This is a genomic window from Singulisphaera rosea, assembly GCF_054877945.1.
Window position 1 is genome coordinate 20,505 of sequence record NZ_JBTYIP020000019.1, and the last position, 25,622, is coordinate 46,126.

At 65.3% G+C, this 25,622-nt stretch carries 15 protein-coding genes; 9 read left to right on the forward strand and 6 right to left on the reverse strand.

From position 1 onward, the window contains the following. Positions 1–305: 305 nt before the first annotated feature. Together ACYOEI_RS26555 and ACYOEI_RS26560 are read left to right on the forward strand one after the other, a co-directional pair. Complete coding sequence (locus ACYOEI_RS26555) at positions 306–701, forward strand: BlaI/MecI/CopY family transcriptional regulator (protein ID WP_462852661.1); 396 nt, start codon at positions 306–308, stop codon at positions 699–701. Then, positions 694–3,738, forward strand: a complete 3,045-nt coding sequence (locus tag ACYOEI_RS26560; RefSeq protein ID WP_462852662.1) for a M56 family metallopeptidase — start codon at positions 694–696, stop codon at positions 3,736–3,738. The genes ACYOEI_RS26555 and ACYOEI_RS26560 overlap by 8 nt, the downstream gene beginning before the upstream one ends. A gap of 89 nt (positions 3,739–3,827) precedes the next feature. On the opposite strand, the gene ACYOEI_RS26565 is transcribed toward ACYOEI_RS26560, so the two are convergent. The 3 genes from ACYOEI_RS26565 to ACYOEI_RS26575 form a co-directional block, all read right to left on the reverse strand. Continuing rightward, entirely contained in the window at positions 3,828–4,460 is a 633-nt protein-coding gene (locus ACYOEI_RS26565) for a response regulator transcription factor (RefSeq protein ID WP_462852663.1), read from the reverse strand. Beyond that, positions 4,426–5,994, reverse strand: coding sequence for an ATP-binding protein (locus ACYOEI_RS26570; RefSeq protein ID WP_462852664.1), 1,569 nt, complete (start codon positions 5,992–5,994; stop codon positions 4,426–4,428). Before ACYOEI_RS26570 ends, ACYOEI_RS26565 begins: the two co-directional genes overlap by 35 nt. A 349-nt stretch (positions 5,995–6,343) precedes the next feature. After that, positions 6,344–6,745 (reverse strand): ArsR/SmtB family transcription factor, encoded by a 402-nt coding sequence (locus tag ACYOEI_RS26575; RefSeq protein WP_462852665.1) that lies wholly within the window; start codon positions 6,743–6,745, stop codon positions 6,344–6,346. 857 nt (positions 6,746–7,602) lie between these two features. Between ACYOEI_RS26575 and ACYOEI_RS26580 the strand changes: the two genes are divergently transcribed. The 5 genes from ACYOEI_RS26580 (at position 7,603) to ACYOEI_RS26600 (ending at position 15,293) form a co-directional block, all read left to right on the forward strand. Beyond that, a complete protein-coding gene (locus ACYOEI_RS26580; protein ID WP_462852666.1) occupies positions 7,603–8,742 on the forward strand; it encodes an ATP-binding protein in 1,140 nt (379 codons plus the stop codon). Next, positions 8,703–11,081, forward strand: a complete 2,379-nt coding sequence (locus ACYOEI_RS26585) for a DUF5682 family protein (RefSeq protein ID WP_462852667.1) — start codon at positions 8,703–8,705, stop codon at positions 11,079–11,081. Before ACYOEI_RS26580 ends, ACYOEI_RS26585 begins: the two co-directional genes overlap by 40 nt. Beyond that, a complete protein-coding gene (locus ACYOEI_RS26590) occupies positions 11,074–12,294 on the forward strand; it encodes a VWA domain-containing protein (protein WP_462852668.1) in 1,221 nt (406 codons plus the stop codon). The genes ACYOEI_RS26585 and ACYOEI_RS26590 overlap by 8 nt, the downstream gene beginning before the upstream one ends. Further along, positions 12,270–14,402 carry a hypothetical protein gene (locus ACYOEI_RS26595; protein WP_462852670.1) on the forward strand — a complete coding sequence of 711 codons (2,133 nt, stop codon included), beginning with the start codon at positions 12,270–12,272 and terminating at the stop codon, positions 14,400–14,402. The genes ACYOEI_RS26590 and ACYOEI_RS26595 overlap by 25 nt, the downstream gene beginning before the upstream one ends. Positions 14,403–14,741: 339 nt before the next feature. Continuing rightward, positions 14,742–15,293, forward strand: a complete 552-nt coding sequence (locus ACYOEI_RS26600; RefSeq protein WP_462852671.1) for a YybH family protein — start codon at positions 14,742–14,744, stop codon at positions 15,291–15,293. A gap of 301 nt (positions 15,294–15,594) precedes the next feature. Here the strand turns inward: ACYOEI_RS26600 and ACYOEI_RS26605 are convergent, their stop codons facing one another. Further along, entirely contained in the window at positions 15,595–18,555 is a 2,961-nt protein-coding gene (locus tag ACYOEI_RS26605; RefSeq protein WP_462852672.1) for a DUF4132 domain-containing protein, read from the reverse strand. A 3-nt stretch (positions 18,556–18,558) separates the two neighbouring features. On the opposite strand from ACYOEI_RS26605, the gene ACYOEI_RS26610 reads away from it, so the two are divergent. After that, positions 18,559–18,963, forward strand: a complete 405-nt coding sequence (locus ACYOEI_RS26610) for a hypothetical protein (RefSeq protein ID WP_462852673.1) — start codon at positions 18,559–18,561, stop codon at positions 18,961–18,963. A 591-nt stretch (positions 18,964–19,554) separates the two neighbouring features. Beyond that, entirely contained in the window at positions 19,555–22,851 is a 3,297-nt protein-coding gene (locus ACYOEI_RS26615; protein WP_462852674.1) for a sigma-70 family RNA polymerase sigma factor, read from the forward strand. A gap of 170 nt (positions 22,852–23,021) precedes the next feature. Here the strand turns inward: ACYOEI_RS26615 and ACYOEI_RS26620 are convergent, their stop codons facing one another. Together ACYOEI_RS26620 and ACYOEI_RS26625 are read right to left on the reverse strand one after the other, a co-directional pair. After that, positions 23,022–24,002, reverse strand: coding sequence for a thioredoxin family protein (locus ACYOEI_RS26620; protein WP_462852675.1), 981 nt, complete (start codon positions 24,000–24,002; stop codon positions 23,022–23,024). 159 nt (positions 24,003–24,161) lie between these two features. Beyond that, positions 24,162–25,463 carry a dicarboxylate/amino acid:cation symporter gene (locus tag ACYOEI_RS26625; RefSeq protein ID WP_462852677.1) on the reverse strand — a complete coding sequence of 434 codons (1,302 nt, stop codon included), beginning with the start codon at positions 25,461–25,463 and terminating at the stop codon, positions 24,162–24,164. Between the last annotated feature and the right edge of the window lie 159 nt (positions 25,464–25,622).

The following is a 25,622-nucleotide window of genomic DNA, read 5'->3' on the forward strand; positions in this document are numbered from 1 at the left end:
CGGAACCCCTTCGAATCCTGCGGTGTGACGAAGCCATCGTTCGGATCCCCTCGCCGACCCTTCGGAAAACCGAAGGGTCGGCCGTCCTTTTCGCCGGGTTGCGGTCCTCGGGCGTGATCGCGAAACGGGCGATCTTGCATGAAATGGAGGCGGAGTCGGGCGGCTTGGTGGGCATCTCCCACCGGGTTTGCTCTCGAACTGTCGCGGATTGTTTTAGTGCTTGACAAACGTCGAAGAGCGAATACTATGGGGTGAAGTACTATTGTTCGTAGTAGAAAGGCGTGGCGCGAAGGAGGCAGGGATCCATGGCGAAGAAGTCGATCGACGACCTCGGCGACTTGCAGAAGGCGGTGATGGAAGCCGTCTGGGACAAGGGGGAGGTGACGGTGCAGCAGGTCCGCGACCTGCTCGATCGCGACCCGCCTCCTGCGTATACGACGGTGCTGTCGGTGATGCAGAAGTTGGAAAAGGCCGGGTGGCTGACCCATCGCGCGGAGGGACGCAGCTATGTCTACCGGTCGATCCAGAGTCGGGAGGAGGAAGGCTCGACCTCGCTCCGGGCCTTCATCCAGAAAGTGTTCCGCGGCGACCCGTTGCTGTTGTTCCAGCACCTGATCGACGACCGAGACCTGAGCGACCAGGACCTATCGGCCCTCAAGACGATGATCGACCAGCGGCGAAAGGAGCGGCGTGATGCTTGAGATGTCCCGCGGCGTCGGTGCGGTCCTCTGGGGGATCGCCTGGCAATCGTCCTTGTTCCTGGCCTTCGGCCTCGGGGCGAGCCTCGTGTGGAGGCGGCGGCCGGCTCGGGCCCATCGGGTACTCCTCCTGGCGATCGGCGCCAGTCTCGCGACCCCGCTGCTGGCCCTTGTGGTCGGGGCGTTCGGGTGGGGGATCTTGCGGGCGGAGCTCGAGCCGTCCGCTTCGCTTTCGCGATCCTCCTTCGAACGGAACGACTCGGTGATGCTTTCGCACTCGGCGACGGCCGACCGGCTCGCCGAACCGCAAGGAGGAGACATCGTCGTAAGCGATTCCCGAGATGGGACGGTCTTGCGACCTGGAGCAATGTCGGCCTCGGCCCCTTCGTTGAGCGGCGGGAGGGCCGTCCCCTGGCAGGTCTCGAAGTCGGGCCTGGCGCTCGGCTTGTGGGGGATGCTCAGCGGTCTGGCTCTGCTCCGTTTGGCGGTCTCGTGGCGGGCGGGTGTTCAACTTGTCCGTCGCGCCCGAGCGACCGAGGACGAGGGGCTCGAGGCCTCGGCGCGTTGGGCGGCGGAGAGGCTCGGGCTGGTGACTTCGGCCGAGGTCCTCGAGTCGGATGGGGTCGGTTGCCCGATGATCTGGTGTTGGGGAAGTCGACCTCGGCTGCTGATCCCGTCACGAGACGCCTTGGGGGTTGGCCCGTGCGACTGGCGCGGGGTGATGTGCCACGAGCTGGCCCACTGGAAGCGTCGGGACCATCTCGCCTCGCTTGCGGGCGAGCTGCTGGCCTGCGCCTTGCCCTGGAACCCGCTCGCCTGGTGGGCGAAGGGGGCCCTCCATCAGACGGGCGAGAAGGCGTGCGACGACTGGGTCCTGGCGGTCGGACAGTCGGCCACGAATTATGCGGAATCGTTGATCGGGCTCGTCCCCAGGCGTCGCCAGGCGTTCGCGCCGGCGGCGGTCACCAGTCGGGGCGGCCTGGTCTCACGCATCCGGCACATCCTCGAGGAGCGGCCGAGCAGCCCGATCACGGGGACGGCATGGACGGCCCTTGCCACGTCGACGGCGGTCCTGGCGGCTTCGGCGATCGCGTTGGCACAAGCGGGGCAGGCCGGCCCGGAGGCCGCGCCCGGGGCAAACGCCCCATCACAGAAGGCGGCCATGAACATGAAATCGACCGCCAAGGGGGTCGTACTCGGCCCGGACGGGAAACCTGCGGACGGGGCGAGTGTGTTCTGGTTGGGCGAGAGGAAGCCGGCGCTCGCGCTCGTCGCGATGCCGATGGAGGCCCGCAAAGACCCGAGTTGGCGCGACATGCTCCTGGCCGAAGGGAGGACCGACGCGCAGGGTCGGTTCCGTCTCGAAGCGGACCTCGGCGGGGAATTCCTCGGGGTCACCCAACTCGTGGTGGTCGCGCCGGGGGCGTCGATCTTCTCGCAGACGTTCCGGGCTGATCAAGGCGACGTGACGTTGTCTCTGGCGGCCGAGACTCCGGTCGAGGGCCGGATCCTCGGGTTGGAAGGCCTGCCCGTCGCCGGAGTGCGGGTCACTCTGAAGGACGTGATGAGTTCTGACGTCGAAGGGGTCCACCCGACGCAGGGGCAGGCGGATCAGGAAATGCCCGAATTCTGGCCGAAGCCGCAGGTCACGGATCGGGACGGCCGGTTCACCATGAAGGGCCTGGGCGAGGGACGTTGGGGGACGCTGACGCTCGAGCATCCGGATTATGCCGCCGACGAGGTCACCGTCGCACTCGGGATCCCGGCGAGCCCGGCGATGAAGGCCTTCGACATCGTGCCCGTCGGCAGGTCGTTCACGCACATCCTGGGGCCTCCCAGGCCGGTCCAGGGGCGGGTGACCGACAAGTCAACGGGCAGGCCGCTGGCGAATGTCACGATCGAGATGATCCCGATGCGCCAGCACGGCGGCAGCTCCTTCTTCGCGAAGACCGACGCGGAAGGGCACTACCGGGTCGCGGGCCATGATGGGCGGACCTACATCACCACGGCCTCGCCCGACCCGAGCCTGGGTTATCTGCGAGTCCAAAAATGGCAACAGGGATGGCCCTCGGGTGCCAAATTCCTCCCGCAGGACTTCGCGATCGAGAAGGGCAGGCTCCTCCACGGGACGGTCGTCGACTCCGCGAGCAAGGCACCGATCGCCGGCGCCAGCGTGGTGTATCAGCCCCGGCGGAGCAACCCCAACAACAAGAACGAGTATGATCTCCGCTCCCCTGTCCTCTGCGACGACCAAGGCCGGTTCACGATCACGGGACTGCCTGGCCCCGGCGCCCTCGTGGTCGAAGCCCCGCTCGTCGACGCGATCCGGGTCCCCCTGGAGGATAGCCCGCACGGGGTCGCGTACCCCCACGGATTCCTCCTGGTCGACGTACCCGAGGATGGCGAACAAGCTCCCGTCGAGGTGCCCGTGCGGCGGGGAGGTGTCGTCCTCCGCGCCAAGGTGTTCGACCCGGATGGCCGGCCTCTCGAGACGGTCGTCGCCAACGGCCCCGAGCTGTCGGCCGTCCAGAATTATGCAGGTGGTGGTAGCAAGGAGTTCGCCGATGGCGAGTTCCAAATGAATGGCGCCGACCCCGACCGGACCTACCGATTCTATTTCCTCCAGCCCCAGCTCAAGCTCGGCACGATCGCCGAACTTAGGCCTCGTCGAGATTCCGAGCCGATCGAGGTCAGGCTCCAGAAGACGGCAAGTGTTCACGGGACCGTCGTCGATTCGGACGGCTCGCCCGTCTCGACCGGGTCGGCCTATACGTTGATCGACCTCTCAACGCCTCAAAGCGGGCGAGAACATACGGAGCACTACGCCAATTTGATGGGGCAGAGATTCATGCTTGAATACATGTCCCGACCGGCCCTGAACAAGATGGGAGAGTTGTATATCGACACCTTGATCCCCGGCGCCCGCTTCCAGATTTCGGTCGGGGCCGGCCAGTCGCAATTGAAACGGATGATCGGCGACCTGAAGTCCGGCGAGGATCGCGACCTCGGCAAGCTGACCCTCGAACCGCGAGCTCGATGACGGCTTTAGTCGGTTAATAATCGTCTCTCCCGAACCCCGGTTTTTTCTTCGAAACCGGGGTTCGGAACCGGCCATGATCCTCGTCGGGATCATGGCTCGCCCTTGGCGCTGTCGTTGGCGAGCTCGAGGGCCATCGACAGCCGGAGCAGTTCGGCCAGCGAGCGGACGTTGAGCTTCTTCATCAGGCTCGATCGCCGCATCTCGACGGCCCTGGGGGTGATGTCGAGCTCGGTGGAGATCGCCTTATTCGGCTTGCCGTCCTTGATGAGGGCGAGGACCTCGCGTTCCTTCTCGGTCAGGGCGCGGAAACGCGCGAGGAGGGCGTCGCGGCCGGCGCGTTCGCGACGGCGGGTAACGTCCTCCTCGATCGCGCGTTGGACGCGGTCGAGGAGGTCCTGGCGGTTGAAGGGCTTCTCGACAAACTCGAGGGCACCCGACTTGAGGGCGCGGATGGCCATAGGGACGTCGGCGAAGGCCGTGATGAAGATGACGGGCATCCCCTCTCCCCTGGCGACGAGGCGCTCGTAGAGGTCCAGCCCGCTCGTTCCCGGCATCCGGACGTCGAAGACGAGACAGCCTGGCCCGCTCGGGGAGAAACCTTCGAGGAACTCGGCGGCCGAGCCGTACACCTGAGAGCGGAGCCCGACCGTCGTCATCAGCCAGCGCAGGGAGTCGCGCATGTCGGGGTCATCGTCGACGACGTAAACCGTCGGTTCCTGCATCGTCGACACCGGCGGGTCTGAGGGTGAACCGGAAAGTCGTCCGGACGCCGGGCTCGGATTCGACGTCGATTCGACTGCCGTGGCCCTCGACGATGGTCCGGCTGATAGCGAGGCCCATGCCCATTCCTTGGGCGCGGGTGCTGAAGTATGCATCAAAAATTTGGGCGAATCGATCGTCGGGAATGCCCTCTCCATGATCCGTCACACCAAGTTCGGGGCGCCCGGAGGGGGCAATCCGTGTCCACATAACCACGCTGGGTGCCTGGACTTTCGCGGCAAGCGAGGCATCCACGGCGTTGCGGACCAGATTCACCAGCACCTGCTGGATCTGAACGGGGTCTGCCCAAACCCAAGGCAAGTCGGATGCCAGTCGCGTTTCGAGACTAATGCCGTGGCGTTGGACTTCGTCGCGGACGAACTCCTCGACGTCCGCGACGAGGCGGTTGGGGTCGACCGATTCCCTGATGGGCTCGTGGCGGGTGACGAACCGTCGGATTCGGGAGACGATCTGGCCGGCGCGGAGGGTGGTGGCCAGGACTTTGCGGAGTGCCTCGCGGACCGGGAGGGTTTCCGGCCCGGTTGATTCGAGGGCGACGAGACAGCCTTCGGTATAGTTCGCGATCGCCCCCAGGGGTTGATTCAACTCGTGGGCGAGCCCCGTGGCCATCTCGCCGATCGTCGAGGTCCTGGCGACGTGGCCGAACTGCTCCAGGACCACGCGATGGCGCTCTTCGGCCAGGGCCCGTTCGCGGGACTCGCGCTCGAGCTCATGGGTCCGCTCGAGGACGCGTGCTTCGAGGACGTCCCGGGCGTGGCCGAGCTCGGCGAACTGGCGCCGGATGAGGCGGGCGGCCGGCTCGAGGATGAACCCGCCGATGCCGGCCATCACGACGAGGACCAGGCCAGTCACTCCCCAGCCGGTCCAGACGAGGCGATCGATCTTCGCCCTCGCCTGCCGCTCGAAGAGGCCGACGATGTGGTCCATCCTCGACAGGTATTCGGGTTCATTGTCGAGGATCGTCGAGATGTCGTCCCCCGCCGCGCCGTCGGTGCCGCGGAGGAGCCGCATGCCAGCCTTGTTCATCGGTTGGAAGTAAGGCTCGAGCCCATCGAAGGCTGATCGGATCGTGTTGTTGTCGTCAGTGTTGTCTGTGTTGTTGTGTCTGTCGTTGCTGTGGTTCTTGTTGTAGATCGGTAGGGAAGATGGGGCGGCGTCTCGTCGCAAGGCAGCGTGCGTGGAGGACCACAGGTCAAGGACCTGTTCGAGCTCGTTGAGCAGGCGGGCTTGATCCGCCGGGTCTCTGGCCCGCTCGAGGGCGGCCTTGGCCAGGCGCTGACTGAGCATGCGCTGCCGACCGGCGATATTGATCACCGGGGCGTCGGACGTCAGGCGCAGGAGCGAAGGTTGGATGACGAGCGAATTGAGCAGGACGAGGACGGCGACCGAAATGAACGCCGCGCGATAGCGGCGATTCAGGAGGCGAACCGGGTCGACCGTCCCGGGGGCCTCGGCCTGGGAGTCAAACCCGTCCATGGAGCTACCTTGCCGGGAGCAGGGCGGTCACGTCCGGGATCGGACCTTGGAACGGCGATGTGAGCATCTCTATACGCCGTCGCTTCAGCATCGGCACAAGCTTGCAGGTCCCGAGGTTGTCCCTCGGCAAGCATTCGACCTCGCATGCACGACCACGCCGATCCGAGGGGTGAGGTCGTTGCGGCCGATGCGAGGTGTGGTCTCTCGAACCGATGGTACGGACAAGATGGGGGGGACGTCGCGGGCTTGACGGATTGTGGCCGATCTCGCCGAGGCGAGTCCGCCCGAGCAGCCCGAGGGGTGGCGACGGATGGGACGACCACCCTCGGTGGGCTCGGTGTTGGGCGACTTAGCGGCCCATGTAGGCCAAAGCGAAGTCGTGGAACTTGATCTTCTTGGGGACCTCGCCGGACGCCGAGAAGATGCTGACGAGCAGCTCGCCGAACGCCTCGGTGCGGACGCTGTAGAAGTTGTGCTTGCCTTCGCGGCGGGCTTCGATCAGGCCGGAGACGCGGAGCAGGGCCAGGTGATGGCTGACGGCAGGCTGGCTCTGGCCGAGCCGTTCGCAGATGTCGGTGACGTGCAACTCGCCGTTCTGGGCCAGGTAGAAGAGGATGCGGAGCCGAGTCTCGTCGCTCAGGAGGCGGAAGACCTGGACGAGGTCGCGCAACGCCTGGTCCGAAACCTCGGGGACGAGCGAAGGGGCGGTCTTGGCCACGTCTTTCTCACGCTTGGCACTCTTGACGGCCATCAGAATCTCCTCAAACCGTGGTGTGGGAATCGCGGACATTGAATGATACGACACATTGCAAATGGGATGCCGGGTTGCCGAAGTGTCGGCCGGAGATCCCGCCGCACAAGGCAAATCTTCACGACGAGGCTGGCCCGGAATCGCTGGGCCGCTCTTCGCGGGAATCAGAACGAGGCAAGAAGGCCTGTTGTGAGCAACTCGCAACGGATTTCGACGAAAGGGGTCGCGGACGGACCGGGTCGAATTCGATGTGGCGGAAACTCGCGAGGCATTCGGGTGTCAACAAGCCGTACGTGATGGTAGCATCTTTGTGACGGCCCTGGAGGATTAATGTCGAGAATTTTGGTGTTGTGTGTTGAGCACGCCGATTTGACGCCACAATCCCCCGGACTCACAACCGAGACGACAGTCCAACTTCGGGAACAGCATCCCTCCGACATTTCGTACCTGTGATACTTTGTGCACTTGGCGGAAGGTGATGTTGGTGACAGTCCAGGTTCGCCCGCGGCGTTTTGGCGATCTCGTCTCGGAGTGCGAAGGAACTCTCCACCTTTCGAGCGAAGTAATTCCCAGACGTTTGTCGTTCGTCTATGGATGCGTGGTTACTTGGAAGGAGACGTTAATTGTACGTCCGAGCCGCTTTCGATGGGGGGAAGGGTCTTTCAGGCGGTCAGGTTTGCTGTGGGGCATTATCACAGAAGTCTTTCATCCCGTCACTACTAATCAGATCGAATTTTGAAGCAGCGACGCGACAGTGGTATCGGAACCTTCCGAACGGAGGCCTCCCGATTGCCAAGCCGAGGGTGCGGGTCCATAATCGTCGACTCGGCGTTCGGAACTTCGGGAGGTGGTGTCGCATGGCGAAGCGGCAGCGTGCGGAGCCGGTGGCGGCGGAGCCGGTCGGGCAGGCAGGGGTGACCTTGAGGCCCGAGGCGGAGGTGCTCTATGCCGACGAGCTGCGGGCCCTCGCGGAATCCGATAAGGACCCGAGGCCGCCGGGTTGGAAGCTCTCGCCCCGGGCGGTGCGGTCCTTCGTCTGCGGCAGCAAAGACCCGGCCGTGCGCCGAAAGTTCTTCGGCGACGACATCCTGGTCGAGCGTGCGATCATCGGCCTGAGCAGCAACCGCGGGCTGATGCTGGTCGGGGAGCCGGGCACGGCCAAGTCGATGCTCTCGGAACTACTGGCCGCGGCGATCTCGGGCGTATCCAATAATGTCATCCAGGGCAGTGCGGGGACGACCGAAGATCAGATCAAATATTCCTGGAATTACGCCCTCCTCCTTTCCGAAGGCCCGACCATGGGGGCTCTTGTCCCCTCTCCATTATATGTGGCGATGAAAGAAGGATGCCTCGTCCGCTTCGAGGAGATCACGCGTTGCCCTCCGGAGATCCAGGACACGCTCGTGGGCGTCCTGTCGGAGAAGATGATGATCGTCCCCGAGCTCGAGGGGGCCGACCGCGTGCGGCACGCCCGCCCCGGCTTCAACGTGATCGCGACGGCGAACATCCGCGACCGCGGTGTCCACGAGATGTCGAGCGCCCTGAAGCGTCGCTTCAACTTCGAGACCGTCCACCCGATCCGCGACCTCGAGCAGGAGGTGACGCTCGTCTCGCGCGAGTGCGACCGGCTTCTCCGCGAGTCCGAGGCTCCGGCCGAGGTCGACCGCTCGGTCGTCGCCCTCCTCGTGACGATCTTCCACGACCTCCGCGAAGGGGTGACCTCGGAGGGGATCCAGCTCGAGAAGCCGAGCACGGTGATGTCCACGGCCGAGGCCGTCTCGGTGGCCATGGCCGCGGGGCTCGACTCATACTATTACGGCGATAAGCGGATGACCCCCCGGCACGTTGCCCGACATCTCGCCGGCGCGGTGCTCAAGGATAACCCCGACGACCTGAAGAAGCTCACGCACTACTTCGACGTCGTCGTCCGCCAGCGCGGCGAGAAGGAGGGGGGCCTGTGGACCGAGCTGCACGAGGCCCGCAAGAGCCTCCCCTGATCCCCGATGTCGACCTGGCCTCGCGGGTGGTATACTTCCCCGTCCGCCACCACAGCCCGGCCTGCGCCTGGCACGTCGATCGACTGATCCGGACGATCCGTCCCGACGCGGTTTTGATCGAAGGGCCTCGGGATGCGACCTCGCTGATCCCCCTCCTGACCCATCCCAAGACGCGGATGCCGGTCGCCGTCTTCACCACGTTCGTCCGGCGAGTCGAAGGGGCGGGATTGGGTCCGATCCGGCTCGCGGCGTATTACCCCCTCTGCGACTACTCGCCGGAGCTCGCGGCGATCCGCGCCTCGGCCGAGGTCGGCGCGCGGGCCCGGTTCATCGACCTGACGTTCCCCGAGATGGTCCTGGCCGGGAGGGACTCGGGCGACGACCGGCCGCAGAGCCTGCTCGAGGACCACCACCTCGGCCACAGCCAACTCCTGCGCGAGGCCTGCCGGAGGAGCGGGGCCCGGGACTTCGACGACCTCTGGGACCACCTCTACGAGGTCGACTACGAGCGCCGGGAGACGTCGGAGTTCATGCGAGACATCCTCGCGTACTGTGCCCTCGCCCGACGTGACTACACTCCGGAGATGCTCTCGGCCGACGGTTGCGACGTCCGCGAGGCTGCCATGGCCGCTGCGGTGGCCGAGGAGTCGGGGCGGGTCGTCGTCGTCACCGGTGGCTTCCACACGGTTGCCCTCCCGTCGACCGCCCCCGCGATGCCTCCCGCCGTCAAGCTCGCCGAGGCCGATGCGCTGGTCACCTTGATGCGCTACGGGTTCGAGCAGCTCGACCGCCTCAACGGGTATGCGAGCGGGATGCCCGCCCCGGAGTTCTACCAGAGGCGTTGGGAAGGGGCGGATGTTGCCGGCCTGGTCGTCCGGTTGGCCAGGGAGTGCCGCAAACGCCGGCTTGGCGTCTCGTCGGCGGAGGCGATCGGGGCGCTCGAGCAGACGAAGCGTCTGGCCGGGCTCCGGGGGCACGCTCGCCCGTCTCGGGAAGACCTGATGGACGGCGTGCGATCGGTCTTCATCAAGGGGACCGAGGACGTCGAAGGGGTCGCCGTCCTGGCGATCGCCCGGAAGCTCCTGGCCGGCGACCGCGTCGGTAACGTCCCCCCCGAGGCGGGGGCGCCGCCGATCGTCGAGGATTTCCGCCGAACGGCCACACGCCTGAAGGTGACCGTGGACCGCGTCGAGGCTCGCGAGTTGGCGCTCGACCTTTATCGGCGGGTCCGGGCGCGAGAGGCGAGCCGGTTCTTCCACCGGCTCCGGTTCCTCGACGTCCCGTTCGCCGACTGGGTGGCCGGCCCCGACTACGTCTCCGGCGAATCGCTCGAGCGGGTCCAGGAGGTCTGGAAGTACCGATGGACGCCCGCCGCGGAGTCGGCCCTGATCGAGCGCTCGCTCTACGGCTCGACGCTCGAGGAGGCCGCCTCGGCACGCGTGCTCGAACGGTTCGACGAGGCCGACCGGCGTGGCCAGGGGCGTCGCGCCGACGAGGCGGCCAAGCTCGTGCTCGAAGCCTGCCGGATGGGACTCCACCGCCAGTCGCAGAGCTTGCTCGACCGCAATGGCCGGATCATCGCCGAGGATGGCTCGTTCGCGTCTCTCGTCGGCGCCGCGGAGATGCTCCTCGTCCTCCACGTCTCGCGAGAGCCACTCGAGGCACACGACCTGGTCGGACCGGTCGACCTGGCCTCGGCCGCGTACGACCGGGCCTGCTACCTCGTGCCCGGACTCGCGAGCACGGCCGAGTCGGACGAGTCGACGATTATCGATTCGCTCAAGGCGCTCGGGCAGGCCTCGAGGACCTTGGGAGACACTCCCGGGCGCCGCGAGCTGCGTTGGGCGCGGCTCCGAGACCTGGCCTTGGCCGAAGGCGGGTCGCCCGCACTCCGAGGGGCGGCGCTCGGCCTGCTCCACGGCGACGGGCACGTCGGCCCCGACGAACTGGTCGTGCAGCTCCGCGGCCACCTCTTCGGGGCGGGGGATTCCGGCAAGGCGGGGGCCGCCTTCGTCCGGGGCCTCTTGCGGACGGCCAGGGGAGTGTTCTGGCACGTCCCCGAGTTGCTCGACGGCCTCCACGATGTCCTCAAAGGCTGGGATGAATCGCAGTTCATCCACGTCCTCCCCGAGCTCCGGCTCGCCTTCGCCGACCTGACCCCGCGCGAGTGCGACCTCGTCGCCGAGACCGTCGCGGATCGTGCCGGGGTCGAAATGGGCCGACGGCCCTATGTCGACCTCGGGGGGTTCTCCGAGCAAGACCTATTACTCGGCGTCGAGGTCGATCGCCGGGTCCTCGACATCCTTCGCCTCGACGGACTGGAGGGCTTCGGTGCCTGACGAACGCGACGAGCTCGCCCTGGCACGCTGGAGGCTCGTTCTGGGCCGGTTCTCCGACAAGGCCCTCGGCGGCTTCCCGGGCCCTTCCGGTCAGTTCCAGGGCGGCGGGGCGGGCCCTGGCGGCGCGAATCGGCCGGGCGGAAAAGGGCAGGGGGGACGAGGGCCGGGGTCCTACGACCGGATGGAGCGGATCCTCGATCATTTGTACGGGCGAGAATACTCGGGGAGAGGCATCCGGGGGCCGGGCGGCAGCCGGCAAGGAGGCTCGGGCGAGAGCGTCCTGGCGATCCCAGACTGGCTCCACGAGGTCCGCGAGCTGTTCCCCCGGGAGACCGTCGAGGTCCTCGAGCGACACGCCCTCGTACGCTACGGAATGACCGAGCTGGTCACCGACGAGGAGGTCCTCCGCAAGCTCGAGCCGAGCTACGAGCTCCTCAAGGCCGTCCTCTCGTTCCGACACCTGATGAATCCCAGGGTCCTGGAGGTGGCGCGGAGCATCGTCCGCCAGGTCGTCGAGGACCTGAAAAAAAGGCTCGGGCGCGACGTGCGATCGGTGCTCTGGGGGCGGCTCAACCGTCGGCATCGGAGCCGGCTGAAGGTCGCCAGCAATTTCGACGTCAAACGCACGATCCGGGAGAACCTGAAGAATTACGACGTCCAGCGCGAGCAGCTCGTCCTCCAGTCGCTCCACTTCTTCTCCAGGGTCGAGCACCACATGCCCTGGCACATCGTCATGGCCGTCGACTGTAGTGGCTCGATGATGGACTCGGTCATCCACAGCGCCGTGATGGCGGGGATCTTCAAAGGGCTGCCCGCCGTCCGGGTCAGCCTCGTCGCGTTCGACACGGCGATCGTGGACCTCACCGATGAGGTCGAGGATCCGGTCGAGGTGCTCATGAGCGTGCAGCTCGGGGGCGGGACCGACATCGCGGGGGCGCTCGGGTACTGCGAGACGCTGGTCCGCTCGCCGACCCGGACGATCCTGGTCCTCGTGACCGACTTCTGCGAAGGAGGCTCACCCGGCCCCATGATCGCCGCGGTCAAGCGGCTCCGCGAGGGGGGCGTCCGCGTGCTCGGCCTCGCGGCGCTCGACGAGACGGCCAGCCCGGTCTACGACCGGCAGATCGCCGAGCGCTGCGTCGACGTCGGGGCCGAGGTCGCCGCGCTCACACCGAGGAGGCTGGCCGAATGGATGGCCCGGGTCCTCTCCTAGCCTCGCTCCGCGCGGCGTTCGCCCCGTTCGACGACGAGGCCCTGGCCTCCCTGGCCAACAAGGGTCTCGTGCGCCGCGCCCGCAAGGACCTGGAAGGCGCAAGCCCGACGGTCTCGGGCGTCGAGGACGACCGGCTCAAGCTCGACCTCGCCGACGCCTCGGTCTGGCTCGCCTCGCCGCCGACGCTCTCCCGATGCTCCTGCCCGGCCACCGGCGTCTGCCGACACATTCTCTCGGCCCTGATCTTCGTCCGCGAGTCGGAGCCCGAGGCTGGGGACGCCAATGCGGAGCCGCCCTCGGAGTCGGCCCCATCGGGCATCGACGAGATCCTGGCGATCGACGACGCCACGCTCGCGAAGTGGGCGGGCAAGTCGTTGGTGACCCGGGCCTCGAAGGGCCTCGCGTTCGGGCCTGCGCCTCAGATCGGGGAGGACGGGGCGGTCGTCGTCCGCTTCCCGGAGCGGAACGTCACCTGCCTATGGCTGCCGGGGGGAGGCCTCGACGGCATGATTTGCTCATGCCACGCACCCGAGGCCTGTGAGCACCGGGTCGCGGCGATCCTCGCGGTCCAGGCCGCGCGGGGAATCCGAGATCTTTCCTCACTCGCGACGGCGCCGGAGGCCTCGACCGAGGCGCCGAGGAGTCGGGCGGAAGTCCTCGACGCGCTCGGCTCGGTGCTCCGCGAGCTGGTCCTCCCCGGCACGAACCGACTCTCCTGCGCGACAACCGGGAGGCTGCGGACCCTGGCCGTCTCGGCGCACGGCGTCGACCTCCCCAGGCTGGAGCGCGTGATCCGGGCCTTGGCCGACGAGGTCGAGGCCAACCTTTCGCGCCAGGCCCAGGCCGACTCGTCCCGGCTCCTCTTCGCGGCGGCTCGTCTCGAAGCCCTGCGCCATGCCCTGTTTGTGCGTCCGACCGCGGCGCTCGTCGGTGAGCATCGATCGGGCTACCAGGCGATCACCGACGTCGAGCTCGATGGCCTGGGCGCCAGGGCATGGCGGTCCCGGAGCGGCTACGCGGGCCTGACGGTCTACTTCTGGGACCGCTCGACGAAAGCGTGGTCGACCTGGACCGAAGCCCGGCCGACCTCAACCGGCGGGTTCGACCCGGTCGCGCGTTTTGGGTTCGACGGCCCCTGGTCGGGCCTCAACTCCCCCTCCTCGGCGAGCCGCTCGGCCCTGCGACTCCTCGGCGCCTATCGCAACCGACAAGGACGCCTCTCGGGCCGATCCTCGACCCGGGCCTTCATCACCGGCCCGGCCGACCCCTCGCGGGTCCCCGCCATCGATCGCTGGTCCAACCTCGTCGAGCGTGCGTCCCACCTCTTCGGCGGCGGCTTCCAGGATCGCGACGAACGCGATGCCATCGTCCTCCTTTCCCCGAAGACCTGGGGCCCCGCGCAGTTCGACGCGGTCCGCCAGGAGCTCGTACGTCTGATCCTCGACATCGACGGCCATCCGCTCCCGCTCGTCCTCCGCCAAACCCCGGAAAACCTCGAAGCCATCCGGACGCTGGAGTCACTCGACGCCCAGGAGATTCGCTCCGTGTTGGGGCTCCTCCAATTCGACGAGGGGCGCCTCGTGGTCGAGCCTATAGCCATCCATGATGCGTCTGGAGTGAAAAGTTTGACTCTGGACGTCGAGGCTGGGCGTATGGGGCGTCCGAGTTCGGTTGTCTCCTCGGTGGAGTCGAACCTGGACGCTGAGAAAGAGGTTGAGGCTGAGGATGAGAACGAGGTTGAGAGCGTGGTTCGCCGTCCCCTGAGCCGGGTCGGCGGCCTGATCGATCGACTCGCGTCCGAATTAGAAACGATCGGCGAGGGCGGATTCGCCGCCTTCCGACGGATCCGCGAACTCCGGGCCACCGTCGCCGGCGCCGAGGCACTCGGCCTGTCAGCCTGCGCCCGCTCTTCATCGCGGGTCATAGAATTCCTGGAGCGCCAACGCCAAGGCGAGGCCATAGACGAGGCCGAGGGGGCCCGAGACCTCCTCCGCGCTTACTACGTCACGCGGACGACTCTCACGCAGGAGGCCCTGGCCGTGGCTTCATCTCTGCTGGGACGAGCCGCTCCAAATCCCACCGAGCGGTCGGCTTCGACTTGTCCGTAACGGCCCGCATCGTTTCCGAGTGTTCCGACAGATCGGCTGTGCAGTGCTTGGCAGCATCTCCCCTGAAAAGGGGGCCGCCGCGAACCGCATTGCCTTTCGACGGGAACCAGAAAAGGGGGGGACGACCAATCTTGTGTATCGATCGAATTTGCGATACTTTTATTGATTATAAACACGAACATGTTAGGTTGGCGCAAGCATTACACGCTCGAGGGTCGGCTGTATTCGTTACGCTGCCTTTTTCGGCCCGCGATTCTCAAGAGTTTTTGCGTGAGCGAAGCACGGGTGTTGCTTCGGAGGTGGACTCGTCTTTACCTCCAAACCGAGGAGACAACGAAAATGTCGAAGGTGAACGCTGGCTTTTGCCTGTCACTCGCGGCCAGTTCGCTGATTTGGGCCATGGGAGGGGCTGCTCAGCAACCCAAGCTGGAGCAACCTGCCAGAGCCCATCCGCTATCGGCCGCAGACAGTCAGACGATTCAGGACATCGTGAAGGCGCAAGAGAAGGCGTGGAATACTCACGATATGGATGCGTTCACAAAGTCGTTCCGGGACGACGTGGAAGGCATCAACGTTGTTGGGATGTACTGGCGTGGAAAGGCGGAAATTCTGAAACATCTGTCGGACTATCACAAGACCATCTTCAAGGACCTCGAAGAAACCGTAGAGGAAGTGAAGGTTCACTCGATCGGTGACGAACACGCGATCGCCGTCTCGATATGGAAGGTCGGCTCGTTCAAGGCGCCAAACGGTGTCGAAGTTCCCGCATGCCGGCACCGAAGTACGCTCGTTCTGGCGAAGGACACGGATGGCTGGAAGGTGGTCCATTTTCACAATACGACCATTGACGAAGCGGCCGTGAAAGCCTCCGGTTCCACGCCGAAGAAATGAGAAAGCACCCGTTTGGAGTGAACCCGCTAACTGCGGCGTGGCGTCTTTTCTATCGAGATTCCGGATCCTTAACCCGCTCCAGGACTCCGCCGACGGTTGGGTCCGTGCCCCTCCGCGGCAGACTTGATCCAGCATCAAGAACACAGACCGCACCACCATCCGGCCCCGGCTTCTTCTTCAATGCCGGACTACGGCCTCCATCAAAGCCGAACCCCTGCTCGGGATCTCGCCGCCTGTTCCCGCGAATTGGCGGCCTCGAAGGAACCACCGAGTATCGGGGTACGGGGCTTCGGACAGCCAATCACTCCGCCTCGCCCCGATCCGCCTTGCCGGAGATCTTCTGGAGGTCGCCCATGACTTCGGAGAAAACAATGGGGGGGACGTCGCCAAAGGGGATCAGGCGGGCGTCGTTTTCGTCGTTCGGCGTGTCGTAGACGTAGCTGCCGACCTGGACGCTGCCCGGCTTGACGAAGCAGACCTTGCCCAGGGTGATGGAGGCGTCCATGCCGATCCCCATGTACATGCCTTCAAGCTGGAGGAAGACCTCGGCGCCCGCGGCGGGGAAGGTCTTGCGGTAGGCCTCGATCCCGCCGCCGTCGGTCACCGAACCTCGGGTCCAGCCGAGCTTCTCGGCGCGACCTTTGAAGGTCATCGCGTTGAGGTCGGTCCCGTCGAGGTCGAGCGAGAACTTGGTCATGCGTTGGTCGTCCGCCACTCGCACGACGGGGCGCTCGAGTTGAGGGAACGGGGGAGTGACCTCGTAGTCGGCCAGGTGGGTCAGCCAGGCCTGGCGTTGGTCGTCGGACAGTTCCAGGGGGTGGACCATCCCCAACGTGCAGGACCTGGGCAGGACGAATTCATCGTCGGCCGAGTCGGTGAGGGTGCGGTCGTCGAGGGTGCGGAAGGTCCCCAGGAGTCGGGCCGAGGCCTCGTCGTAGGCGCCCCAGACGAGCCTCGAGGCGAACGGGAGGAGCAGAGGGTGGGCGAGGAAGAGCTCGGACCAGCGCTCGAGCGGCCAGCGGTACTGCCGGACCATGAGGTTCTCGAGCCGGAGCGTCTGCGCCTTGACGGCCTCGCGGAGAAGGGCGGGGAGCGCCTTGAGCTCGTCGAAGGTCTCCTTGGGGGCGGTCTTGGGGAGGGAGGCGACGGCCTTCTTCTTGTCGAGGTCGGTGAACTTGAGTTTGAAGTCGGGGCCGATGGCGGCCTCGATGCGACGTCCGCCGCAATCGATGATGCGAGGTTGCCCCGGTTCGAATCCGAACCAGGGGACGACGCGGTCGCCAAGCTCGTCGGGAGTTACCCCCGCGCGTTCGGCGGCGGCCTCGAAGGCGTCGACGGCGGCCTGGCCGATGTTCTTGTTCTTGGTCCGGAAACGGGTCGCGATCGAGTCGAGCGTCATGAGCGCGGCGTCGGTGCCGAGGAGGGCGAGGGCTTGCACGGCGTACTCGGCCATCTTGCCGCGTGAGGAACCGGCCCAGTCGTCGACGAGCCGACGGAGGACGGGCAGCGCGCGGTCGTCCCCGAGGAGTCCGGCGACGGCGAGCGCCCAGCGCCCCTCGGGGGCGGCCTGGGTCGCCGCGTATCGCTTGAGGACCTCCAGGGCGAAGTCGCCCGAGCTCCTGCGATCGATCAGGGCATACAGCGGCCTGGCCTCGACGTCGGCCTCGATGGCCTTGGCTCGAGACTGGCGATGGACGAGGTAGCGGGCGACCTGGAGATCCAGCGGGCTCCCGTCCTTCGTGGAGAGCGGGGGCAGGCTCTCGACGTCGATCCAGTCGGAGACGGGGGCTTCGAGCTTCGGGGCGGCCCGTGCGACCCTCGCATCGATCTCTTCGCGGGTGACCTCGCGGCCTTCCGAGGCGCGGGCGGCGTCGAGCGTGAGGAGGATTGCGTCGCGGACGTCGTCGCTTGATTCGAGGTCGACGCGGGCTTCGAGGGCTTCCAGGGCTCGGGGCGTCCCGATCGCCGAGAGCAGGGTCACGGCGGCTGCGCGGAGGTCGGCCTTCTTCTCCTTCAGGAGGCCGGCTCCCCTGGCGACGGCGCGGTCGCCGAGCCTGCCCAGGGCCCTTGCGGCCGCCGAGCGGACAGGCTTCGACTTGTGCCCCAGCAGCGACCAGACCCGTTCCTCGTGGTCGGCGAGCCCCGTACGCTCGGCAAGCCTGAGGAAGCGAACGAGGTGGTCCGGTGCGGGGTCTTCGAGCCCTTGGGTGATTTCCGACCGAATCAGTTCGGCGTGCGACTCGGAGGCGAAGGTGATGAGGTGGCCGAGGGCGGAGGACCTGAGCTCGAAGTTCCCCGTGCGGATCGCCGCGACTAACAGGGGGATCGATCGAGACTCGAGGACATTGACCGCCTCCGTGATCAGGCCGCTCCGAACCCAGGTGGCCTGGTACGACTCCCCGTTTGCCATGAACGTTTCAAGATCATCCATGGCCTCGGCCCCGTAATTCCGGATCATCCACTTGCCTTCTTCCAGGCCGAGGCAATTGGCGGATTTGAGACAAGCCCTGGCCATGGCCAGCGTCTCCTCCGCAAAACGTTCCGGGGCGACTCTATGAAGCTGGCTGGCGATCGTGAACGTTCTCGTTTCCGTCGGCAGCGAGCGGCAGTACGTCGCCACGATCTCCTCGTAGCGGATGGGGTCCTTCTCCAGGAGGATCCCGCAGACTCGAGCCTTGTTCGACGAGCCGGTCAGGATCATCTTGATCAACGGAGGGAGTCGGTCCGGAGCGTGGTTGATCAGGAGGTTGACGAACGCATCCAGGTGGGGACTCGAAGAGACCATCAACATCGCGACCGCGTCGATGAGTGCCGTCTCGAGTTCCTTGACTGAGAGGGAAAGGAGGTATCGGCCGGCGGAGGTGGGTCGGCCGGATTTCTCGAGGAAAACGTAGGAGATCGTGGCCCCGGCGATCATCGTCTCCGGCACCCCGGAGGCGGCCAGTTCCTCACGGACGACGCGATAAGAATCCTCATCCGGCGCCTCGCGCCCCAGGCCTTTCACGACCCAGTCGCCGAGATACGAATACACGTCGTAAACCGCCAGAATGCGGAGCGCCCGCCGATCGAGCTCGGTAATCGCCTCGGGAGGTGACATTGCCCCGGCCATCGCATGGAGCCAGTACGCGTATCGCGATCCGCTGGGCTTGATGCGGGCGAGCACGGCCGCGTCCCCGGATTGGAGGTATTTTACGGCGTCCACCCCTCCGGGATCGTTCTGCGCCCCATAGCTCGACGAGATCGCTTTGAGGATGTCGCCCATCTGGTGTCCTCCCGGGTCGGGGTCGATTGCCTTCGGCTGGGTGATCGAGAACAATTAAACACGATATTGAGAGAATTTTATGTATTTGTGAAAATTGGTGTCTGTTTCGAAACCCGGTTTTTTCTTGAAAACCGGGTTCCTGACCCGCTCGACGTCATCGTCCCCTTGCGGGAAATCCTCGTCACATGGCACAGAAACCCGGTTTTCAAGAAAAAACCGGGTTTCGGGAGACGATTCACGGGACAGGCTCTTGGTGCGGAGGCCAAGGAATTCATTCTGAGCCCACTGATGATCCGGGGGCCGAAAGCGGCCACCCTGGGTCGGTGGTTTGGTGGCGCTAGGGGACAGGTTATCAGTAAGTCGGCCATGTTGGAAGGCAAGCTTCCGAGACAGGTGTCTGATAGGTGAAGGGAATTGTCCGCCACCTATCGGTCATGACGTCCGAGTCTCTGTGATCCCGTCTTGGAACCCGGTTTCTTCATAATAACGGGGTTACCTCAAGGAGCGAAATCGGTGCTGGATATAGCGGATCGAGGGTAGCAACGGTTGGCGCAACCGGTGTCGCGCAGCGACAGGAGGCATACCGCTCATAAGGTCGGCCTCCCCGGCCATGCGATCCAGGGATTGATCCGGCGGGAAGGACGAGGCGCATGTCTATGTCCGGCAATCACCTACGGCCGCGTTGGCTTGCCTACGGCCTCTTGTCGCTGCGCGACACCGGTTGTGCCAACCGGTGCTACCCAAATGACGTAAAAGCCGTGACACAAACCCGACGTGAGTGGCGGCACCGACCTCGCCTCTTGAGCCGAGCGGGTTTCTGACGCAGCTATCGTTGCAGACCCATTGCGGGACGTCCGCGTCGACTCCCTTCGGAAACCCGGTTTTCAAGAAAGTACCGGTTTTGGGGCTCAGGCTTGAGAAGTTGGAAAAAGTTGTGCCGTTACTGCCCGCTCGTTGCAGTATGACCGAGGACAACGGCAACGTCGGAGGGCCTCGGCCATGGAGAGTGGGGATCGAAGGGGCATCCTTCGCGGGATCGAACGGATCTTCAGCGTCGGGACGCTCGCGGGGATGTCGGAGGGGGAGTTGCTCGGACGGTTCGTCCGCGAGGGGGACGAGGCGGCGTTCGAGGCGCTGGTGGTCCGGCACGGGCCCATGGTCTGGGGCGTCTGCCGTCGGCTGCTCCACGACCCCAACGACGTGGAGGATGCGTTCCAGGCGACGTTCCTGGTTTTGATCCGACGGGCCGGGTCGATCCGGGACGTGGGAGGCTTGGGGTGCTGGCTCTACGGCGTCGCCTTCCGGGTGGCCTCGCGTGCCAGGACCGATGCCGCTCGGCGCCGGGCGAAGGAGCAGGGGGCGGCCCGGTCGGAGTCGGATGGGGCCGAGGGGGTTGGGGAGGGGTCGGAGCTCCGGGGCGTCATCGACGTCGAGCTCGAGCGGCTGCCGGAGAAGTTCCGAGGGCCCGTCATCCTCTGCTACCTCGAAGGGAAGACCCAGGAAGAGGCGGCCCGGACTCTCCGGTGGACGACCGGCATGGTCCGAGGCCGATTGGCCGCGGCGCGAGAACGCCTGCGACGGCGATTGGCCCTGCGAGGGCTGGCCCCGTCCTCGGCGATGCTCAGCTCTGTCCTTTCCGCCGAGGCCGGGTCGATCCTCCCCGCCGGGCTCGTGGACGCGACTGTGGTCGTCGCGCGGCGCGTCGCGTTGGGCCGGGCCGTCGGGGGTGGGAGCATGGTCTCCGCCTCGATCATCTCACTTGCGGAAGGAGTGCTCGGGACCATGTTCGATGACTCTCTGAAAATCAAAGCGGCGGCCCTCGTCATCGGTGGCGCCCTGCTGGGGACCCTGCCGATGGCACTCGGCCTCGACTCGGGCGTCCCGCCGGCGGATGGACGCAAGGACCAGTCGACCCGCACTCCGGAACGGGCCACGAGTCCGCGAGCGATTGAATTCCGGGTTATCCACAAGTCGAGTCGTCAGCCGCTCGAGGGAGTCACGATCAAGGGCCAGGTCGACGGCAACTTACAACCCGGGGTTTCCGTCGACAATGAGGGGCGATTCCGCCTGGCCGTTCCCGAAAGCGGTGCCCACGCCTTCGACGTCTGGGTCAAGAAGGATGGGTTCGTCCCCCTCTCGTACTCGTGGTCCAGGCGCGAGGGGGGCGACGACATCCCGAACACGGTGACGTTGACGATGGAGGCCGGTACCACGATCGGGGGGCTCATTCGCGATGCGGGCGGGCGTCCTGTGCGGGATGCGACCGTGCTGCTGCTCGTTCCCGGCGATCAGGTCTCGAGACGGCAGAAGACCGACATCGGCGATTACCCTGTCAAAACCGACGCCGAGGGCCGTTGGCGGTGCGACGTCATGCCGTCCAAGCTCGACGATGTCTGGATCCGGCTGAGTCATCCCGACTTTGCAGTCGACACGACCTACGGCGCCACGCCGAAGCCGTCCATGGCCCAACTCCGCGACCAGACCGGGGTCATGGTCATGAAGAAAGGGCTGGTTCTGGAAGGCCAGGTCCTCGACCTCGAAGGGCGGCCGATCGGGGGAGCGAGCGTCGCCCAGGGCTCGGATCGCTGGGGGACGGAGTATCCCGACACCATCACCAACGCGCAGGGGCGGTTCCGGTTTGGGGGAATCAAACCCGGCGAGGTGACACTCACGGTCCAGGCTAAAGGCCGCGCCCCGGACGTGAAATCGATGGTTTTGGAGAAGGAAGGAGAATCCGTCGAGTTCCGCCTCGGCCCCGGTCGCACGATCCGAGGGCGGGTTCTCGACCCGGCCGGGCAAGGGATCGGCGGGGTGACCGTGGTCGCCGACACCTGGCGTTCGCATCGTTCGATCGATTTCCGGGCCAAGACCGACAAGGACGGACGCTTCCGCTGGGAGGATGCCCCGAAGGACGAGGTCATTTTTCATATCGCACCAATGGACGAGTATGTGGCGATCCGAGATTGTCGCCTGACGACGAGCGATCAGGAGTCGACGATCACGCTCGCCCGCCCACTGATCGTGCGGGGCACCGTCACCGACGCTGAGACCGGGAGGCCGATCGAGGCGTTCACCTTACATGGCGGCTTCGGCTTGGGGCGGGACACCGGGCCGTTTTTCCTCCAAGATCGCGGGGTGCCCACAAGGGCCGGTCGTTATGCGTTCCGGTTCAACGAGCCCAGGCCTCGCCACTACCTTCGCTTCGAGGCCGAAGGGTATCGCACCGTCGTGTCTCGGCCGTTCCGAGATGACGAAGGGGCGTCGGTCTTTGACGTCAGAATGCGTCGAGGTACAGCTATCGGGGGTGTCGTCCACTCGCTCGACGGAGGTCCGCTCGAAGGGGCCGAGGTCGTGCTGCTCGGGAGCCGCGACACGCTGCTGGTCGAAGAAGGACACCTGCTGGAGCGAAGGAGCCATCCCCTCGTCACGACCGGGTCGGACGGCCGATTCTCGTTCAATCCCGAGGACGAGGCGACGTCCATCGTCGTGGTCCATGACATGGGGTGGGCCTTCACCGAAATGAAAAAGCTCGCCGCCGCTCCCGTCCTTCGCCTCAAGCCTTGGGGACGGATCGCGGGGGTATTTCGCCTCGGGAAACGCCCGGGGGGCGACGATCCGATCATGGCGGTGTCGCGGACGGATGGGCGAGAGGGTGAGGCACCCGGGGTCGAGTTCCGGTCCACCACGACGACCGATGTTGCCGGGCGCTTCGCCCTCGAGAAGGTCCCGGTCGGCGAGGTCGAGGTCTGCCGGAGTGTCCGACAAAACAACCAATACCTCTATGAGACGCACTCGGTCCCCGTCTCCGTCCGACCCGGGCAAACCTCTCGAGTGACGATCGGAGGGTTGGGCCGATCCGTCGTCGGCCGGGTAAGCTCCCCCGCCGACCGGCCTGCGGTTATCAACTTCTCATCGAGCTTCAACCTTCTCACCCGGAATACGACCAAGGCCTCGCCGCCACCGGGACTCGATGACGCCGGGCGGGCCCGTTGGGAGGAAAGCGCGGAGGGCAAAGAATATCGCCGAGGCCGCTTCTCCGAGGTCTTCAAGCTCAGCGCCGACGGGGCGTTCCGTATCGATGATGTAACTCCTGGCCGCTACGAGATCACGATCTCCATGAACGAGCCTCCCCCGGCCACTCCCAAGAACGGGAACGGTGGGGATCGGTTCGAGACGCTCACCCACACTTTCGATGTCCCCGATATCTCGGAAAAACCGATGGATCTGGGGACGCTCAACCTGATACCGTTCCAATCGACCAAGAGCGTACCGTCAGAGACGCGACCCTCGCCTTGAGTTCCCGTTTGAATTCGCCACGGATTGAGCGCGGATCATGCGGGGAGAGAATCGATCCGCAGATGACTCAGATGAACGCAGATTTAAAAGAAAATTTTAAAAAGATCCGGGTTCATCTGAGTCATCCGCGGATCGATTGATTTTTCCCGATCCGTGTTCAATCCTCGGAATCAGTTCCGTGGCGAGTTGCTCCCGGCTCCCTTACCGAGGGCTTCTCCGATCCGATCGATCTGCCCTGGCTCGAGCTTCCTGGCCGTCTTCTTGAGCATGTCGAGGAAGTGGGCGATTTCTTCGGGTTTGGCGGGGTGTCCGATGTTGCCCTTGGGGCCGTCGGAGGTGGCGAGGACCTCGCCTTTGGCGTCGAGGATGGCGATCCAGGGGATCCCTCCCGACTCGTCCGGGCGGAATCGCTTCTGGATCGCCTTGGCGCCGGTCATCCGGTCGAGGTCGATCTTGAGGTCGATGTAATCGGGCCCGAGGATCCTGGCGATCTCCTCCCGCGCGAGGAAGTCGTCGAGCTTGTGGCACCAGCCGCACCAGGGGGCGCCGAAGTGGAGGATGATCCGCTTGTCTTGCTCACTGGCCTGGGTCATGGCCGTTTCGAGGACTTTGTCCGCGTCGAGCGGGTCGGCCTTCCAGCGGGCGAGGAACTCGTTGACCTTCTTCGGGTCGTGGTGGTCGCCTTCTTCGAGCGGGTCGGTCCGCTGGGCGGTCACGACCTTGCGATCGGCGTCGAGCACGGCGAGGAAGGGGTATCCGACGACGTTCTTATCCCCCTGGGCGACGAGCTGCGCCTTGCATTCGTCGAGGAGCTTTCCGGCATTCGGCGCCTGGGTGTCGACCGGGACCAGGACGTACTCGTTGCGCAAGAGCGTGGCGATCTCCGGATCCGACTTGAACAGGCCGTGGAGCTTGTGACACCAACCGCACCAGTCCCCGCCGAACATGAGGAGGATCCGCGTGTTCTCCCGCTTCGCCTTCGCCGCCGCGTTCGCCATCAGGGCCTCGGCGTCGGCCTTCGCGTCGTAGATCGACTCTCGCTTGACCTTCGCCGTCGGCTTGGCCTCGTCGGACCAAACGTCTCCGACCGGACCGCTTAGGATCAGGCCCAAGCCCAACATCGCCGCCGCTTTGCTAGTGCGTAGAGTCATGTCGTTCGCTCCCTGTGGAATTGACGCGTCAGGACTCCGTGAGTCTAGCCGCGGATCGTGCCTCTGGCCAATGGACATTTAGCCAAGGATGGAACACAAATGAAAGTATTGAAATTCAACAATTTAAATTATTAATATTCTTTGAAAATTCTATCTGACTTAATTGACGTCATCTGTTGATAAGGTCGTCTTCCCCGACCCTCCCAACACCGAATGGAGCTGATCCATGTCGACCGCCCCCTCCCAGCGGGCGACGACGACGGTGGCGACTCCGTTGCCGATCAGGTTGGTGATGGCGCGGGCTTCGGACATGAACCGGTCGATCCCGAGCAGGAGCGCGAGGCCGGCGACGGGGACCTTGCCGGTGACGGAGAGGGTCGCGGCCAGGGTGATGAAGCCCCCGCCGGTGACGGCGGCGGCCCCCTTGGAGGTGAGCAACAGGACGGCGAGGATCGAGAGTTGCTCGCCGAGCGTCAGGGGGACGTTCGTGGCCTGAGCGATGAAGATGGCGGCCATCGTGAGGTAGATCGACGTGCCGTCGAGGTTGAACGAGTAGCCGGTCGGGATCACGAGCCCGACGACCGGCTTGGCACACCCGGCGCCTTCCAGCTTGGTCATCATCCGGGGCAGGGCGGCCTCCGACGACGACGTGCCGAGGACGATCAGGATCTCTTCCTTGATGTACACGAGGAAGCGCCAGAGGCTGAACCCGGCGAGATGGGCGATCAGCCCGAGCACGACGAAGATGAAGAGTATGCACGTCAGGTAGACGCAGGCCATCAGCTTGCCCAGGGAGAGGAGCGCCCCGACCCCGTACTTGCCGATCGTGAATGCCATCGCCCCGAACGCTCCGACGGGCGCGGCACGCATGATGATCGCGATCACGCCGAAGAGGACGTGGGAGAATTCGTCGATCAACTCGACCAGGGCACGCCCTTTTTCACCGTAATGCGCCAACGCGAGGCCGAAGAGTATGGAGAAGAGCAGGACCTGGAGGATCTCGCCCCCGACGAAGGCGCCGACGACGGACTCGGGGATGATGTTCAGGAGGTGATCGACCATCGACAGGGTCTTGGCGCTCGCGGCATATCCCGAAATCGACTTGGTGTCGATCGTACTCACGTCGGCGTTGATCCCGTCGCCGGGCCGCACGACGTTGACGATGACGAGGCCGATCAGCAGTGCAAGCGTCGAGACCGCCTCGAAGTAGGCAAGGGCCTTGAGGCCGACACGGCCGACCTCCTTGAGGTCGCCGATCTTCGCGATCCCCACCACGACCGTCGAGAAGATGATCGGCGCGATCATCATCTTGATGAGCCGGATGAAGGCGTCGCCCAGCGGTTTCATCGCCGTCGCCGTCGAGGGGGCCGTGGCCCCCAGGATGACTCCGATCGCGATGGCGACGAGCACCTGGAAGTACAGGTGGTGATGTATCGGTCGACGTCTCGACCCGTCTGACATGGACGATCCTCCCGGCCTCCAAAACGAAGAGGCCAGGATCTCACGAATCCTCGACGGTTTCCAGGCCCCGAGGCGGGGAGGATTCACCACAAAGGACACAAAGAATACCAAGAAAGATATTATGAGTCTTTCTTGGTCTTCCCTTTGTGTCCTTTGTGC

Coding starts and splice junctions, on each gene's coding strand:
- ACYOEI_RS26555 (WP_462852661.1), top strand. CDS start 306: ATGGCGAAGAAGTCGATCGACGACCTCGGCGACTTGCAGAAGGCGGTG.
- ACYOEI_RS26560 (WP_462852662.1), top strand. CDS start 694: ATGCTTGAGATGTCCCGCGGCGTCGGTGCGGTCCTCTGGGGGATCGCC.
- ACYOEI_RS26565 (WP_462852663.1), bottom strand. CDS start 4,460: ATGCAGGAACCGACGGTTTACGTCGTCGACGATGACCCCGACATGCGC.
- ACYOEI_RS26570 (WP_462852664.1), bottom strand. CDS start 5,994: ATGGACGGGTTTGACTCCCAGGCCGAGGCCCCCGGGACGGTCGACCCG.
- ACYOEI_RS26575 (WP_462852665.1), bottom strand. CDS start 6,745: ATGGCCGTCAAGAGTGCCAAGCGTGAGAAAGACGTGGCCAAGACCGCC.
- ACYOEI_RS26580 (WP_462852666.1), top strand. CDS start 7,603: ATGGCGAAGCGGCAGCGTGCGGAGCCGGTGGCGGCGGAGCCGGTCGGG.
- ACYOEI_RS26595 (WP_462852670.1), top strand. CDS start 12,270: ATGGATGGCCCGGGTCCTCTCCTAGCCTCGCTCCGCGCGGCGTTCGCC.
- ACYOEI_RS26600 (WP_462852671.1), top strand. CDS start 14,742: ATGTCGAAGGTGAACGCTGGCTTTTGCCTGTCACTCGCGGCCAGTTCG.
- ACYOEI_RS26605 (WP_462852672.1), bottom strand. CDS start 18,555: ATGGGCGACATCCTCAAAGCGATCTCGTCGAGCTATGGGGCGCAGAAC.
- ACYOEI_RS26615 (WP_462852674.1), top strand. CDS start 19,555: ATGGAGAGTGGGGATCGAAGGGGCATCCTTCGCGGGATCGAACGGATC.
- ACYOEI_RS26620 (WP_462852675.1), bottom strand. CDS start 24,002: ATGACTCTACGCACTAGCAAAGCGGCGGCGATGTTGGGCTTGGGCCTG.
- ACYOEI_RS26625 (WP_462852677.1), bottom strand. CDS start 25,463: ATGTCAGACGGGTCGAGACGTCGACCGATACATCACCACCTGTACTTC.